The organism is Simiduia aestuariiviva, from assembly GCF_014192475.1.
GTDB classification, from domain to species: domain Bacteria; phylum Pseudomonadota; class Gammaproteobacteria; order Pseudomonadales; family Cellvibrionaceae; genus Simiduia; species Simiduia aestuariiviva.
The window spans coordinates 560,184-575,317 of the sequence record NZ_JACHXZ010000002.1 but is presented as its reverse complement, the minus strand read 5'-3'; the positions used below and the strand labels follow the sequence as shown (position 1 = coordinate 575,317).

Genomic DNA, 15,134 nt, shown 5'->3' with positions numbered 1-15,134 from the left:
ATTGGGCGCCTGTGCGTGCGGGGCTTGTGTGCCGCGGGCTGCTCAGGTTTAATGCGCCCATGAAATCCATGCCTTTATTTATCGGTCTGCGCTATATCCGCGCTCGACGCCGCAATCAATTTATCTCGTTTTTGAGCGGCTTTGCCATGCTTGGCATGTTGCTGGGTGTGGGGGCTCTAATCATTGTGCTGTCGGTGATGAATGGTTTTGATCGAGAGCTAAAAGGGCGACTTTTATCGGCCATCCCACACGCGAGTATTTTAGATGCCCAAGGCATGGATGACTGGCTGCCACTTGCCAGTCAATTAGCTAATCGCCCGGAAATTGTTGCACAAGCGCCGTTTGTAGAGGGTTTTGCCATGCTGGGCTACGGCCGAGCGCTTCAGGCTGTGGCATTTAAGGGCGTTCAACCCGACCTTGAAAAAGAAGTTTCAGAGATTGCCGAGCACATGGTCTTAGGATCTTTAGAGGCATTGACTCCCGGCGAATACGGCATCGTGATGGGGCGATTGCTTGCGCGCCAGCTGGGTGTGATGCCCGGCGATAAAATAATGATGACGCTGCCCCAGCTCAATGTCACTCCCGCGGGAATATTTCCGCGCGTTAAGCGGTTTACGGTGGCTGGGGTTTTTGAGGTTGGCGCCCAAGTGGATCAGTCTTTGGTGCTGCTACACATTAGTGATGCCCAAAGGTTGCTGCGAAGGGGTGGCAAAGTCGACGGAGTACACCTGCGTCTGGTAGATATGTTCGCTGCTGATCAAGTGGCACATTCCATAGCGGCGAGCCTGCCAAGCACATTAACTGTCCGCAGTTGGTCGCAAACGCAGGGGAGTTTGTTTCAAGCTATAAAAATGGAAAAAACGGTCATTACGGTGTTGTTGCTGATTATTGTATTAGTTGCAGCCTTTAATATTGTTACCAGTTTGGTGCTTATGGTTGCGGATAAACGTGCCGATATTGCGGTATTACGCACCTTGGGTTTGACTGCCAAAGAGGTAATGGCAATTTTCGTCGTGCAGGGGAGTGCGGTTGGTGCCATCGGCATTGTGCTAGGTGCCATCTTGGGCTCGATTGTAGGGATTTATGTCGGTCCAATTGTGCAGCAGCTAGAGGCCCTGACAGGGCTCTACATGTTTGATCCATCCGTCTATTTTATCAGTCACTTGCCCTCCTATTGGTTGTGGCAGGATGTCGCCTTGGTGTCTGGTGTAGGGCTGCTGTTAAGCCTCGTCGCCAGTCTCTATCCGGCCTATCGTGCAGCCAAAATTGAACCCGCTGAGACACTTCGCTATGAGTAAACCAGAACAAGTGTTGAGCTGTTCAGCACTTAACAAATCCTATAATCAGGGACCATCCCACGTTGAAGTGTTGAAATCTATTGATTTTCAATTGTATGCAGGGGAGCGTGTGGCGATTGTTGGTGCTTCGGGTTCGGGTAAGTCGACGTTGCTCAATTTGTTGGGTGGTTTAGATACGCCGACTGCTGGCGGGGTAGTGCTAGCTGGGCAGCCATTGTCTGATTTGTCGGACAACGAGCGCGGCCGTCTGCGCAATCGCCATATGGGATTCGTGTATCAATTTCACCATTTATTGCCGGAATTTAGCGCGCAAGAGAATGTTGAAATTCCGATGCGTATTGCCAAGCTGCCGAATTCTGAATACACGCAGCGCGCCAAAGCGCTGTTAACGCAAGTTGGGCTTGACCACAGGTGCGACCACAAACCCTCCGAATTGTCCGGTGGTGAGCGTCAGCGAGTCGCCATCGCGCGTGCATTGGCCATGCAACCAGCCTGTGTGTTGATGGACGAGCCCACAGGTAACTTGGACAGTGACAACGCGGAAGCAGTACAGGCCTTGATGTTGTCGTTGAGTCGTGAGCATCACATTGCGTTTGTGGTGGTGACACACGATATGACCTTGGCCAATCGTATGGATCATGTCTATCTGTTAGAGAAAGGGCATTTGCGGGCACATAGTCATGGCTAATTTGCCGCTCTGGATAGGTTTACGCTACACGGGTAGCAAGCGACGCGATCAACTGGTGAGTTTCATTTCACTGATCTCTATTGCAGGCCTGGTGATGGGCGTTGGCCTGTTAATTATCGTAATGTCGGTGATGAATGGTTTTGATCGCGAGTTGCGTGAACGGATTCTTGGTGTCATGCCGCAAGCCACAGTATTGCATCGCCATGGCATCGAAGCGTGGCCGGCTTATGTGGCAGAGTTTCAACAGCACGCTAACGTGATCGGTGCTGCGCCGTTTGTCCAATTACAGGGGATGGTGAGTGTGGGCAATCGCGTCGCGCCGGTCAGTATTTACGGTATTGAACCTGAACTGGAGCGCAAGGTTTCACGACTGCACGAGTTTATTCAAACTTTGGCGCTATCGGAATTGCCTCCTCAAGGCATGTTGCTAGGCGCCGGTGTAGCACGGACATTGGGCGCAGATGTGGGGGATGCGCTGACGGTGATAATTCCCGACAAAGAAAATGCTACTCGCCTGCCGCATATTGCCACCTTTACCTTGGCGGCCATCGTCGACACCGGCACCGAAGTGGATAACGCGCTAGCGATTACGCGATTAGAGACTGCTTCCGAATTGTCAGAGTTTCCTGGGCGTGTTTCAGGCATTCGGTTGAAATTGAATGATTTATTTGCTGCTCGGCAGGTGGTTCGCGATCTAATGGATCAGTTGAGCTATGGCTTCTATGGCTCTGACTGGACGCGCAGCCACGGCAATCTTTTTCAGGCAGTGCAAATGTCTCGTCAGTTGGTTGGCCTGTTATTGTTTTTAATTATCGCAATAGCCGCCTTTAACGTGGTATCGACTTTAATCATGGTGGTCGTTGATAAGCAAAGTCAGATTGCGATATTGCGTAGCCTGGGTGCTAGCCGGTGGCACATTATGGGGATATTTATGGTGCAGGGCGCGCTAATCGGTGTGATAGGGACTTCGGTTGGGCTGCTGCTGGGCGCCATTGGCGCGCACTATGTAACTGATTGGGTGGCGGCGCTGGAAAATCTAATAGGCATGCAATTTCTTGCCTCTGATGTGTATCCCATCAATTATTTACCTAGCGATTTTCGCGTGTCCGATTGCCTTATGGTGGGTTCAATTTCATTGCTAATGAGTTGGCTTGCGACGTTATATCCCGCCTGGCGGGCAAGCCGAGTTGAACCAGCACAGGCGTTACAGCTTGATCACTAGCTAGGCGTCATTGTTGCGCTTACGAGCGAGGCGTTCAGCGCTGCGCTTGTGCCATACTCGACTGACATTCCAGCGCCAGAGTTGATTGATCGTGAGAAATGCCACGCAGGAAAAAAACAGAGCACACACCAATGTCCCGGTGAGCAGGGGCGGTAGCAAAAAGCCCAGCTCTGCCATTATCCATTCGATGCTCAATTCATAGTGAAACGGTCTTTGTGGTGCGTTTAGCAGCCAGAGACCGAGCTGATAGCAGGCGTAAAACATCGCCGGCATTGTAACGGGATTGCTAATCCAGACGAGCGCAACGCTGATCGGTAGATTTCCCCGTAGCCAGAGTGCACCTAGCGCCGCCACGGCCATCTGGCCTGGCATGGGCAGAAAGCACACAAAAATGCCCACTAAAAAGGCGCGCGAGACAGAGTGGCGGTTGAGGTGAAATAGATTGGGATCGTGCAGCAAAGTGCCCAGAAACTGCAGAGATGCGTGGCCTCTGATTTTGGCTGGATCGGGCATCCAGCGTTTCAGGAACTTCTTTGCCATCGACGTCGACCTTAATGCTTGATGGCGCGCATTATGCCCAAAATACAGAAGCTGAGCCAGCGTTGTTGCTGTTCAGCCTCTGCTGTTGGTATGCGGTTAGTGTGCGAGCGGGTTGTTGCCGCTAGGTTCCGTGGTTGGCGTGGCGGTCTCGGGTTTGGCTGCCGCGGGCATGGGGCTGGCGGGTTTTACAGGGGTCTTTTGGGCCTCAAGTGGCGGCTTCTTTGGCGCGGTCAGCTTGTTGGCCAGCTGTAATTGCTCGCGCACGCTGACGGTCTCTTTGTGGTCGGCCAGCAACTGGGAGATATGCTTATTGCGCGCAGCAATCTGTGCTTGAAGCTCTTTGATCTCTTTCTCTAATTGAGTGTTCTTATTTAATAGTCGTTCTTCTTTGTCTGTGGCATCGGCAATGATGTCGTCAATGCTGATGTTGGTGGACTCCAGTGTTTGCTTGACCACAGAGACAACCACTTCTGCATTGTCTTTAGGCAGTTTGCGCATCAAACCAATCGCGTCTTCTATGCCATAGCTAAGATTGCGCTTGGCAACTTTAGGGGCAGGCGAGGCGGCCGCAGTGGTTTCGGGCTCAAAGAAGTCGTTATTGAGATCCTGACTCGTTGGTAGCCCAGGGCTGTCTAGCAGGTCGTTTTCGTTGTCTTCTGGTTGACTCCGTGAAAAGAGGCCCATGACTCACTCCTATTAATTGGTTTTTAGACACCTAAGATAATAGTTGAAGAACAACCGTAGAATTCGACCCTTTGGCAATTAACGGTGTAAGTTATATAAGTATTTGGAATATAAATAGCTCTGCAAAGATGTAATCCCTATAGATATTGGGGCTTTTGCGGCCAAGATGGCCATCCAATTAACAACGAGGGTGCCATGACCGGTCAAAAAACACTCAGAATAGGGGTTTCACACTACGCCAGCCTCGATTGATTGCAGCCTTGCTTGAGTAGGTGGGGGGCAGCGTGTATCTTATGCGGCCCAAAACATGGGTGTACCTGCTGACGATTAGTTGATTGATGTCTGGTGGCAACATCTGGAACAACGCGAGACGAGAACTGTAGGAGCGAGCGAATATGCGCGTAATTCTTCTAGGTGCCCCAGGCGCCGGTAAAGGCACGCAAGCCAAATTTATTATGGAAAAATTTGGCATACCCCAGATTTCCACCGGTGACATGCTACGAGCTGCGGTTAAAGCTGAGTCACCACTGGGATTAAAAGTTAAAGACATCATGTCCTCAGGTGGGCTGGTATCGGACGATCTAATTATTGCCTTAGTAAAAGACCGAATTGCGCAGGCCGATTGCGCTAGTGGATTTTTATTCGATGGATTTCCACGCACCATCCCCCAAGCTGAAGCCTTAGTTGAAGCTGGCGTTGAAATTGACCACGTTATTGAAATTGATGTGGCCGATGAGGTCATCGTCGAGCGTTTAAGTGGCCGTCGCGTGCACGAGGCATCTGGGCGCGTATACCACACCGTATATAATCCGCCTAAAGTCGCCGGAACCGATGACGAAACAGGTGATGAGCTGGTCCAGCGTGCCGATGATCAGGAAGTGACTGTCCGCAAGCGCTTGGCGCTCTATCATGAGCAAACTGAACCACTGGTGGGCTTTTATGCCGCTCGCCAAGCCACCGGCTCGGTAAAATGCAGTAAGATCGCTGGCGTGGGTACAGTGGATGAAATACGTGCGCGTGTGTTCGACGCATTAGCGTAATCAACGCCACCGACAAAACCCGCTTCGGCGGGTTTTTTTCTGCCTGCTTAATTATGAACCAGAAGGTCCAGCTATGAGTCGTGATGCGGTTATTTTTGTCAATTTGGGTACCCCCGAGTCACCAACCCCTCAAGGCGTTCGTCGATTCTTACGGGAATTTTTATCCGATCGACGCGTGGTAGAAATTCCCCGCCTGATCTGGTGGCCAATTCTGTATGGTGTGATCCTTCCGTTTCGCCCAAATCGCGTGGCTCACGCGTATCAGTCAATTTGGACCGAAGCAGGCTCCCCCCTCAAAGTGCTCACAGAAAACTTGGTCGACCAGGTCAAACAGAGTCTTTTGGAAGTGCTGGGAGAAAAGACGCCAGAGGTTTATTGCGCCTATACCTATGGCCAGCCCTCGATCGCGCGCCAGATTGCACAACTTCAGAATCAGGGTGTAGAACGCTTTTTATTGCTTCCGTTGTACCCTCAGTATTCTGCGACGACCACGGGATCTGTATATGATCAATACGCCCGCATTATAAAATCCAGCCGAAATGTGCCGGATGTCCGGATACAAAAATCTTACTATCAGAGGCAGGATTACGTAGCGGCACTTGTTCAGAGCGTAAAGGCGCACTGGCAGGAACACACGCCGGCGCAAAAGTTGTTATTTTCCTTCCATGGGATACCCAAACGCAATGTCGAGTTAGGTGACCCCTATCAGGCACAGTGCATTGCAACTGCAGAATCTGTCGCGCAGGCCTTAGATTTGCCTGCAGATCGTTGGTTGGTGAGTTTTCAATCTCGATTGGGTAAGGCTGAATGGCTCAAACCATACACAGATGTGGTGCTCAGTGAATGGCCGGCTGAGGGCGTTGAAAGTGTTGATGTGATCTGTCCCGCCTTTGCGATCGATTGCCTAGAAACGCTAGAAGAGATTGATGTTGAGAATCGCGAACTCTTTTTGGCCAGTGGCGGCAAACGCTATCAATACATCAAATGTTTAAACGACAATTCTGCGCACGTGTTTATGTTTTCCAATATCGTGCTCGAACATTTCGCCTGAGTTTTTAGCGCGGCGCGGGTCAAAATTCCGAATTCTCAGGATTATTTACAATAATATCTCTCTAATAGCCCATTTTCGATTAAAAAATGGGCAAAAAACTCGCAAATTTTCATTTTCTTTCTTAATATCAAAAGCGATACCGATGCGTTCGCTGTTTTAGCGCTGGTGTCATGCACGAAGTTGTGCTCAAAACGTGTAATAACAATCTACGTTTGAATCATGTTCGAGGAGATGACACATGGCACGAGTAGCAAAAAAGACCGCTGCTAAGCGCGGTGCGAAAAAAGCACCTGCAAAGGCGAAATCCGTACGCACTTCAAAACCCGCTTCACCCGCAATGACCAAAGCGCAAGCTACGGTAGACAAACTCACTAAAGAAATGGCAGCGCAAGCCAAAGCTATGGCAGCGGCTCGTAAAAAGGCAGCCGCAGCAAAGAAAAAGTCCGCTAAATCGGGCAAAGCAATGGACAAGAGAGCCGCTGTTACCGCCGGTAATGCAGTTTCTAAGATGTCCAATGCGATGCAGTCTGCAAAGGCGAAGATGTCCGATGCCAAAGAAAAGCTAGCAAAGTTGAAGGCAGAGGCGAAAGCTCAAGCTCGAGTCGATGCTGCTATGGCTAAGGTTGAAACCTTAAAAGCGTCGCTAGCGGCCAAGGCTGAGGCTGATTTAGCCAAAGCAATGAAAGCCTTTGAAGGCAAGTGGCTGAAGAAGCGCGCTGCCGCCAATGCGAAAAAGGTTAAGGCCACAGCCAAGAAGGTTAAGGCAAAGTTAGCGGCCATTGAGAAGAAAGAAAAGGCAAAGGCCGCAGCAGCAGCTAAGAAAGCAGCCGCCAAGGCCAAGGCAGCAGCCAAAAAGGCCGCAGCCAAGGCCAAGACCGCCGCCAAAAAAGCGGCAGCAAAAGAGAAAGTAGCAGCGCGCAAAGCGGCAGCGAAAGCAAAGGCAGCGGCCAAGCGCGCAACGGCCAAACCCAAGGCTAGAAAAGCGAAGGCCAAGGCAAAGCCTAAAGCGGCAAAACCGAAGCGGGCGCCGGCTCGTAAAAAAGCGGCTACGCGCGGCCGCAAGAAGAAAGCGAAGTAACACTGAATCCCCCGCAAGGGGGATTTTTTTTGGGGTGCGCAAAGGCCTGTTTTCTGGGAAAATGCGGTTCCGTATTCTTTGTAAAATATCATCATGCGCCGCATTCTCGCACTCGATACGTCTTCAAATGCCTGTTCCGTGGCCCTAGCTCTCGGAAATCACCGTATTCATCGGTTTGCCCTGACCCCAAGAGGTCATATGCAGCGACTGTTACCCATGGTTCACGAGGTGTTGGCTGAGGCCGGCATTGGCGCGTCTGAACTGGATTGTTTCGCCTTCGGCCGCGGCCCTGGCTCGTTTACCGGTTTGCGCGTTGCAACGGGTGTTGTGCAAGGTCTGGCATTTGGCGCCGATCGCCCAGTCATCCCGGTTTCTAGCTTGGCCACTATCGCACAGGGATTTGCACGCTCTCACGCTGAGTTTTCAGGTACATTGGCGGTGGCAGTGGATGCTCGCATGGACGAAATTTATGGCGCGCGATTTAGTGTTGATGGCAATAGAGTCACGGCGCTAGGGGATGAGTTGCTGGTTGCGGTAGATCAATGGCCAGCAGCATTGTGTGAAGCAGATGCTATATGTGGCAGTGGCTGGCAACTGGCACCGTCAGGCATTGAACGAGCCAGCGTGTGTCAGATTGACATTGAGCCCGATGCTCAGGATGTGTTGACGCTCGCATTGCAGGGCGACGTCATGCCAATCTGTGCAACCCAAGCGTTGCCGGTATATTTGCGCGATAGCGTCAGTTGGCAAAAGCGCACCCGCGTGCGTACTACTTCACTTTAAGTCCCCCATTAATATTTTGGAGTAGGCATGGATTGGCTACAGGTTTTACTGCTGGCACTTATTCAGGGATTGACTGAGTTTTTGCCCATTTCCAGCTCGGCTCATTTAATTTTGCCACAGGCCTTGCTGGGCTGGCCCGACCAAGGGTTAGCATTTGATGTGGCGGTGCATTTCGGCAGTTTGTTGGCGGTGGTTACCTATTTTAGGCGCGATTTGTTGGTGCTGGCGGGCGATTGGTTTTTGTCTATCGGAGGTCGGCGCAGCCACAACAGCGATTTGGTCTGGATGCTGGCCGCGGCTACACTACCGGCAGGTATTGCGGGTTTCCTTGGCAAAGATTATATCGAGATGCACCTGCGCTCGGCGTGGGTGATTGCTTGGGCGACGATTGTGTTTGGTCTTTTACTCGGTTTCGCAGATCGGCGAGGCGGTGGCTCGAACACTTTGCTGCAAATGACGTTGTCATGTGCCGTGATAATTGGTTTTGCTCAGGTGTTGGCTCTGATCCCCGGCACTTCACGCTCAGGGATTACTATGACAGCGGCATTGCTGTTGGGTTTTAGCCGGGTCGATGCCGCGCGCTTTTCGTTTTTGCTTTCCATACCTATTATCGCCGCCAGTGCCGCTTATCTTAGCTATCAATTGATCAGTGTGCCTGAGGTGGATTGGCCGGTGCTTGGTGTCGGTTTTGTGCTGTCGGCACTCAGCGCCTATGCATGCATTCATTTCTTCATGCAGTTGATTAGTAGAATTGGGATGATGCCCTTTGTTTGGTACAGGTTGATATTGGGCACTTTGTTGCTTGTGCTTTTTTGGCAATAGAACTTTTTGTTTAAGTTGAAATAGATATTAAGGAGAGCCGATGAAAGCTGCGTTTATCGGATTGGGTGTCATGGGCTATCCCATGGCCGGTCATTTGCAAAAAGCGGGCGTTGAAACCACCGTCTACAACCGCACCTTGGCGAAGGCCGAGAGTTGGGTGCAGGAATTCGGCGGTGTATTGGCAGAAACGCCCATGGCCGCGGCTACATCCGCCGACGTTATTTTTGTGTGCGTCGGCAATGATGACGACCTGCGTTCTGTGATGCTTGGCAAAACCGGTGTTCTAGCTGGCTCGAAGGCGGGCGCTATCGTAGTAGATAACACCACAGCATCAGCAGAAGTTGCCCGCGAGCTGGCTGTATTGGCACAGGCTCAAGGCGTCGAGTTTTTAGATGCGCCCGTCAGTGGCGGTCAGGCCGGTGCCGAAAATGGACAGTTAACGGTAATGGTTGGCGGTGATGGGGTGGCGTTTGATAAGGTACGCCCCCTCATTCAACACTTTGCGCGCTCGGTAAAAAGATTGGGGCCATCCGGCAGTGGACAGCTGTGTAAGATGGTGAATCAAATTTGCATCGCCGGTGTCGTCCAAGGGTTGGCCGAAGGGTTACACTTTGCGGAGGCCGCGGGCTTAGATGCCGAGGCAGTCATTGAAGTGATTTCCAAAGGCGCTGCACAGTCTTGGCAGATGGAAAACCGCTATAAAACGATGCTCGCCAACGAGTATGAGCACGGCTTTGCGGTCGATTGGATGCGCAAAGATCTGGGAATTGTGCTCACAGAGGCGCGTAACAATGGGGCGCGTTTGCCGGTAACAGCACTGGTAGATCAATTTTATGGCGATGTTCAGGCTATGGGCGGCAATCGCTGGGATACTTCCAGCTTATTGACGCGCTTAAAAGCGTCGACTCAAAAAAGCTAGCCGGAGGTGGTATGGGGCAGGTACTTGGTTTAGGTGGTGTGTTTTTTAAGGCAAAAGATCCCAAAGCATTGATTGATTGGTACAACGCGCATTTGGGGATGTCTATGGCAGAGTGGGGCGCACAGCTCGATGTCAAAGCGCTGCCGCCAGGCGCCTATAATGTGTTTTCCCCATTTAAGGAAGAGACGACCTATTTTGAGCCCAGCCGTAAAGATTTCATGATCAATTTGGTGGTTGATGATGTGAAAGCTTGCCTAGATCAGGTGAAGCGTGGGGGAGCAGCGGTGATGGACGACACTGAATCGAGCGAATACGGCACCTTTGGCTGGTTCATGGATCCCGCCGGCAACAAAATTGAACTGTGGCAGCCGCCCGAGCCTGCCTAGGCGTATAAACGAGGAAAATGTAGCTATGGCGAATCTAGCCATCACTCAAAAGCTGATTGATTTTTTACAAGCGTCTCCGACGCCATTTCACGCGGTGCAATCGATGGTTGTGCAGTTGGAAGCGGCGGGTTTTAAGCCCTTAGACGAAGGCGACACCTGGACGTTTTCACCGGGTGGGAAATACTATGTAGTGCGCAATGGGTCGTCACTGATCGCCTATGTGCACGGTGATAACCCGGTAAAAGATGGCATCCACATGGTCGGCGCCCACACCGATAGCCCATGTTTGAAGGTTAAGCCCAACCCAGAGATCAACAGTCAAGGCTATTATCAGCTTGGCGTGGAAGTCTATGGCGGAGTGTTGCTTGCCCCGTGGTTTGATCGCGATTTGTCCTTGGCGGGCCGAGTGAATTACCTCGATAAACAAGGCGAGCGCCGTGCTGCGTTAGTGAATTTTGTCAGGCCAATCGCCACCATACCCAGTCTCGCTATTCATCTAGATCGCGAGGTCAATAAAAGTCGATCTATCAATCCCCAAACCGATATTCCGCCGGTGTTGGCACAGTTAGCTGGCCCTGACACTAAACCCGATTTTAGAAGTTTGCTGGCGGAACAGCTGGTGGCTGAAGGCTGTGATGATCTAGCTCAAGTACTCGACTATGAGCTGAGCTTTTTCGACACCCAGCCGGCAGCCAACCTTGGTTTGAATCAAGAATTTTTCGTGGGCGCGCGCCTAGACAACTTGTTGAGCTGTTTCGTAGGGTTAGAAGCGTTGCTCGCGTCTGAGCCAGGCCAGAGTCAATTGTTAATTTGTAATGATCACGAAGAAGTCGGCAGTATGTCTGCGTGTGGTGCCCAGGGCCCCATGTTGCGTCAGTTTCTGGAGCGTCTGCTGCCAGACTCGGATGCCCGCAATCGTGCAATTGATCGATCTATGATGATCTCTGCAGACAATGCTCATGGGATCCATCCGAACTATGCTGATAAACATGATCAAAATCATGGGCCGCTGCTGAACAAAGGGCCGGTGATCAAAGTAAATGCGAACCAGCGCTACGCCAGCAATAGCGAAACCAGTGCATACTTCCGACATTTGTGTCAGCAGTTAAATGTTCCCGTGCAAGCATTTGTGGTTCGTTCAGACATGGCTTGCGGCAGCACAATTGGGCCTATTACGGCCGCTGAAATTGGCTTGCGAACACTTGATGTGGGTATGCCTACCTGGGGAATGCACTCCATCAGAGAAACGGCCGGAACAACCGATATGGTTGATCTGATCAAAGTGTTGCGCGCACATTTTTCTGCCCACTAACGCGAAATCTATCCGGAGTTGTCATGTCGTTTGACCTAGAAGCATTGGCCAAATATGAGCCTTTTAGCACATTGAGTGAGGAGTATCTCCAGCGCTTAATGGATCATTTGGAACTGTTTGAACTAGAGCGCGGAACACTCGTATTTAAGCGCGGCAAACCCTTGGCCGAAAATTACTATTTAGTTTCGGGCAGTGTAGATCTTATTGCGGCTGACTTTGAATCGGAAGTTATTCAGGCTGGCACCGAACGCGCAAGGCAGCCCTTAAATTTATTGTCGCCTTCTCCTGTCTCCGGTGTGGCAAAAGAGCCAGTTGTGGTATTTCGCATCGATAAGGAATTTCTCGATTTGGTCTTGGCCTATACCGAATCGACGGTGGAGAAGAAAGTCGAGCAGGCAGGTGAAGAGCATCAAGATTGGATGTCTTGTCTGTTGGAGTCACCCCTGTTCAATAAAGTCCCGCCCGCTAACTTGCAGGAATTGTTTGCCAAATTTGAATGGGTGGAATTTGAGCCCGGCGATGTGTTGATTCAAGAGGGTGAGCAGGGCGACTATTTTTACGTGTTGGAAAAGGGCCGGGTGGCGGTCGAATCGCGCAGCCAAACCTTAGATGTGGTGTTGCGCCCCGGTCATTATTTTGGTGAGGAAGCACTCGTCGGCGATGCCGTGCGCAACGCGTCGGTGATCGCCCAGTCCAGCGGTGGCGTTATGCGCTTAACCAAAGAAGACTTCCGCGTTCTGTTGCAGGAGCCGATTTTGCAATTTGTGGACGCCAAGGCTTGGGCCTCGTTGGAAAAGCAGGGTGCTTTTAAACTAATCGATGTGCGGTTGCCCATGGAATACCGTTGTGGGCACGTGGCTGGCGCGGCGAATATGCCCCTCGGAGGCCTGCGTGGCCGCTTGGATCGTTTGGAGACCGGTATCAATTACTTGATCACCGGCGACGGTGGCCGCCGCGCTGAGGTGGCCGCCTATCTCTTCAATCAGGCGGGGCTCGATTGCTCTATTTTGTCCTGTGCAAATGAATTGTATTAAGGCGTTAAGTCAGCGTGCGCTGCCTGTTAATCTCGGCTTATCACGCACAAAGTCACGCTTTTTGGTGTTCTGGCGTTATCAGCGCCTTTGCCAGCTGGGACTGGCAATTGCTTACCTTACCCGCGCGCTATTTCAATTGGCGAATACGTGGCAACGCGCTTTCACTGGTAGATCGCTACCAGGACCTATTAGCGCAACCCTATGACTTGATCCTCGCCACGTCGATGACGGATGTGGTGGGGCTCAAAAGCTTTGTGCCTTCACTGGTCAATGTCCCCTGTGCACTGTATTTCCATGAAAATCAATTCGCCTACCCCGGAAATGCCATTCAGCAAGAGCGCCTAGAGCCCCAAATGATGACGCTTTACAGCGCGGTCGCCGCTGATGCCTTGGTATTTAATTCAGAGTTTAACCGCGCTTCGTTTCTAGATGGCGTACAGAGTTTGGCAGATCGTCTGCCAGACGGTGTGCCAGCGGAATTGGCGTCCAGACTCCGTCAAAAATCACGGGTTTTACCTGTGCCGCTGCCGCCATCGGCCTATGTTCCAATAGCCCAACGCGGCCATTGTCCAACGATTATTTGGAATCATCGCTGGGAACACGATAAAGCACCAGAACGGCTTTTTGAGGCGCTGGCGCATTTGCGCGGGCGAGTGACGAGGTTGAAAGTACATGTGGTAGGTCAGCAATTTCGGCGTGTGCCACCCGTATTTGACGGATTAAAGCAGCTGTTAATTGAAGAGGGTTGGTTGGGTACTTGGGGATACCAAGTAGACCTATCGACATATCACCGACTGCTAGACGAAAGCCATTGGGTGGTGTCCACCGCAGTGCATGATTTCCAAGGGTTGTCTGTATTGGAAGCGGCAGCAAGGGGCTGTGTGCCGGTGCTGCCAGCACGCTTGGCCTATCCCGAATGGTTTGAACCTGACGCCGCAAAATTCTACCCGTCTTACCCTCAGGATTCGGCGCGAGAGACGCAAGCACTGGCGGAATTATTAGGTGAGCAGATTGCTGATTTTGAGCGTCGCGACCAATTGGTCGAGTCTCACCAGCAGGCATACCGCGCCGCACTGGCCCTCAGTTGGGATCAGTTGCAACCCAAGTATGCATCCCTGTTTCGGGACTTGCTGACCTAGCCGGGCTCCACCTGTAGGGTATTTGCAGGTATCATACGCGCCCTTAGCCAACAGCCAGAGTTTTTAGCACTATGACCAAGCAGCGGATTTTGACCGGCATCACCACAACGGGAACCCCCCATTTAGGTAATTATGTTGGCGCCATCCGCCCAGCCATTGAAGCCAGCCATGACACGAATAACCTGTCGTTTTATTTTCTGGCGGATTTCCACGCGCTGATTAAATGCCAGGCGCCTGACCTTGTTCATCAGTCCACGCGTGAAATAGCCGCAACTTGGCTGGCCCTGGGTTTAAATACCGATAACGTTGTGTTTTATCGTCAGTCGGATGTGCCGGAAATTCCAGAGCTGTGCTGGGTGCTAACTTGCATGGCGGCCAAGGGCTTGATGAATCGTGCACACGCCTACAAAGCAGCCGTCGCCGCCAATGAAGAGGCGGGCGAGGATACCGATTTTGGGATCACCATGGGGTTGTACAGCTACCCCGTGTTAATGGCTGCCGATATCTTGATGTTCAATGCCCATAAGGTGCCGGTTGGGCGCGATCAAATTCAACATGTAGAAATGGCACGCGATATTGCAGCGCGCTTTAATCATCACTATGGCGAGATCTTCACATTGCCCGAGGCCGTGGTGGATGACCATGTGGCCGTTTTACAGGGCCTAGATGGCCGCAAAATGAGCAAGAGCTACGGCAATACCATTCCGCTGTTTTTGGAAGAAAAGCCGCTCAAAAAACACATCAATAAAATTAAAACAAATTTGTTGGAGCCCGGCGATCCAAAAGATCCAGACGACGCCACGGTATTTCAAATCTGGCAAGCATTTGCAACACCGGAGCAAACCCAGTACATGCGCGATGAGTTTGCAGCAGGTATTGCGTGGGGCGAGGCGAAGAAACAATTGCATGCATTAATAAACGATCAGCTCGCGGAGGCGCGAGAGCGCTATAAAATGCTGTTAGATGATCCGGTCCATGTTGAGCGTGAGCTACAAAAGGGTGCTGAAAAAGCACGCGCTTATAGTGTGCCGCTGCTGCAGAAAGTCCGCGAGGCGGTGGGAATCAAACCTATTCGATAGCGACATGTGAATAAACAAGGCCACGTAAGTGGCCTTTTTTATAGGGTCATGTGAGCGCG

16 protein-coding genes are annotated in these 15,134 nt (G+C 51.6%); 14 read left to right on the top strand and 2 right to left on the bottom strand.

The genetic code is table 11. The annotated features are described in order from the left end of the window. Positions 1 to 59: 59 nt before the first annotated feature. From FHS30_RS08255 to FHS30_RS08245, 3 genes are read left to right on the top strand one after another with little or no spacing between them, the layout of a single operon-like run. Positions 60 to 1,298: a lipoprotein-releasing ABC transporter permease subunit gene (locus FHS30_RS08255; RefSeq protein WP_183909974.1), complete on the top strand. Its 1,239-nt coding sequence runs from the start codon at positions 60 to 62 to the stop codon at positions 1,296 to 1,298. After that, entirely contained in the window at positions 1,291 to 1,986 is a 696-nt protein-coding gene (gene lolD / locus FHS30_RS08250) for a lipoprotein-releasing ABC transporter ATP-binding protein LolD (protein WP_183909973.1), read from the top strand. Before FHS30_RS08255 ends, lolD begins: the two co-directional genes overlap by 8 nt. Further along, the gene (locus FHS30_RS08245) at positions 1,979 to 3,208 is read left to right on the top strand and encodes a lipoprotein-releasing ABC transporter permease subunit (RefSeq protein WP_183909972.1); all 1,230 of its coding nucleotides are present in this window, start codon (positions 1,979 to 1,981) and stop codon (positions 3,206 to 3,208) included. Before lolD ends, FHS30_RS08245 begins: the two co-directional genes overlap by 8 nt. Here the strand turns inward: FHS30_RS08245 and FHS30_RS08240 are convergent, their stop codons facing one another. Next, complete coding sequence (locus tag FHS30_RS08240; RefSeq protein ID WP_183909971.1) at positions 3,209 to 3,748, bottom strand: DUF2062 domain-containing protein; 540 nt, start codon at positions 3,746 to 3,748, stop codon at positions 3,209 to 3,211. A gap of 96 nt (positions 3,749 to 3,844) precedes the next feature. Continuing rightward, a complete protein-coding gene (locus tag FHS30_RS08235; protein WP_183909970.1) occupies positions 3,845 to 4,432 on the bottom strand; it encodes a hypothetical protein in 588 nt (195 codons plus the stop codon). Positions 4,433 to 4,827: 395 nt separating this feature from the next. Between FHS30_RS08235 and adk the strand changes: the two genes are divergently transcribed. The 11 genes from adk (at position 4,828) to FHS30_RS08180 (ending at position 15,075) form a co-directional block, all read left to right on the top strand. After that, positions 4,828 to 5,472 carry an adenylate kinase gene (gene adk / locus FHS30_RS08230; protein ID WP_183909969.1) on the top strand — a complete coding sequence of 215 codons (645 nt, stop codon included), beginning with the start codon at positions 4,828 to 4,830 and terminating at the stop codon, positions 5,470 to 5,472. A gap of 73 nt (positions 5,473 to 5,545) precedes the next feature. Continuing rightward, a complete protein-coding gene (hemH, locus tag FHS30_RS08225) occupies positions 5,546 to 6,523 on the top strand; it encodes a ferrochelatase (RefSeq protein WP_183909968.1) in 978 nt (325 codons plus the stop codon). 238 nt (positions 6,524 to 6,761) lie between these two features. After that, complete coding sequence (locus FHS30_RS08220) at positions 6,762 to 7,601, top strand: hypothetical protein (RefSeq protein ID WP_183909967.1); 840 nt, start codon at positions 6,762 to 6,764, stop codon at positions 7,599 to 7,601. A 93-nt stretch (positions 7,602 to 7,694) separates the two neighbouring features. Further along, a complete protein-coding gene (gene tsaB / locus FHS30_RS08215; RefSeq protein WP_183909966.1) occupies positions 7,695 to 8,384 on the top strand; it encodes a tRNA (adenosine(37)-N6)-threonylcarbamoyltransferase complex dimerization subunit type 1 TsaB in 690 nt (229 codons plus the stop codon). 27 nt (positions 8,385 to 8,411) lie between these two features. Beyond that, positions 8,412 to 9,206 (top strand): undecaprenyl-diphosphate phosphatase, encoded by a 795-nt coding sequence (locus FHS30_RS08210; protein ID WP_183909965.1) that lies wholly within the window; start codon positions 8,412 to 8,414, stop codon positions 9,204 to 9,206. Positions 9,207 to 9,246: 40 nt separating this feature from the next. Further along, positions 9,247 to 10,125 carry an NAD(P)-dependent oxidoreductase gene (locus FHS30_RS08205; RefSeq protein ID WP_183909964.1) on the top strand — a complete coding sequence of 293 codons (879 nt, stop codon included), beginning with the start codon at positions 9,247 to 9,249 and terminating at the stop codon, positions 10,123 to 10,125. Positions 10,126 to 10,136: 11 nt separating this feature from the next. Continuing rightward, positions 10,137 to 10,511 carry a VOC family protein gene (locus FHS30_RS08200; protein ID WP_183909963.1) on the top strand — a complete coding sequence of 125 codons (375 nt, stop codon included), beginning with the start codon at positions 10,137 to 10,139 and terminating at the stop codon, positions 10,509 to 10,511. Between the two features lie 25 nt (positions 10,512 to 10,536). Continuing rightward, positions 10,537 to 11,823 carry a M18 family aminopeptidase gene (locus tag FHS30_RS08195; protein ID WP_183909962.1) on the top strand — a complete coding sequence of 429 codons (1,287 nt, stop codon included), beginning with the start codon at positions 10,537 to 10,539 and terminating at the stop codon, positions 11,821 to 11,823. Between the two features lie 23 nt (positions 11,824 to 11,846). Further along, positions 11,847 to 12,857 carry a cyclic nucleotide-binding domain-containing protein gene (locus tag FHS30_RS08190; protein WP_183909961.1) on the top strand — a complete coding sequence of 337 codons (1,011 nt, stop codon included), beginning with the start codon at positions 11,847 to 11,849 and terminating at the stop codon, positions 12,855 to 12,857. Positions 12,858 to 12,871: 14 nt separating this feature from the next. Next, the gene (locus tag FHS30_RS08185; protein ID WP_183909960.1) at positions 12,872 to 13,996 is read left to right on the top strand and encodes a tRNA-queuosine alpha-mannosyltransferase domain-containing protein; all 1,125 of its coding nucleotides are present in this window, start codon (positions 12,872 to 12,874) and stop codon (positions 13,994 to 13,996) included. Between the two features lie 71 nt (positions 13,997 to 14,067). Further along, entirely contained in the window at positions 14,068 to 15,075 is a 1,008-nt protein-coding gene (locus tag FHS30_RS08180) for a tryptophan--tRNA ligase (protein ID WP_183909959.1), read from the top strand. Positions 15,076 to 15,134: the final 59 nt, after the last annotated feature.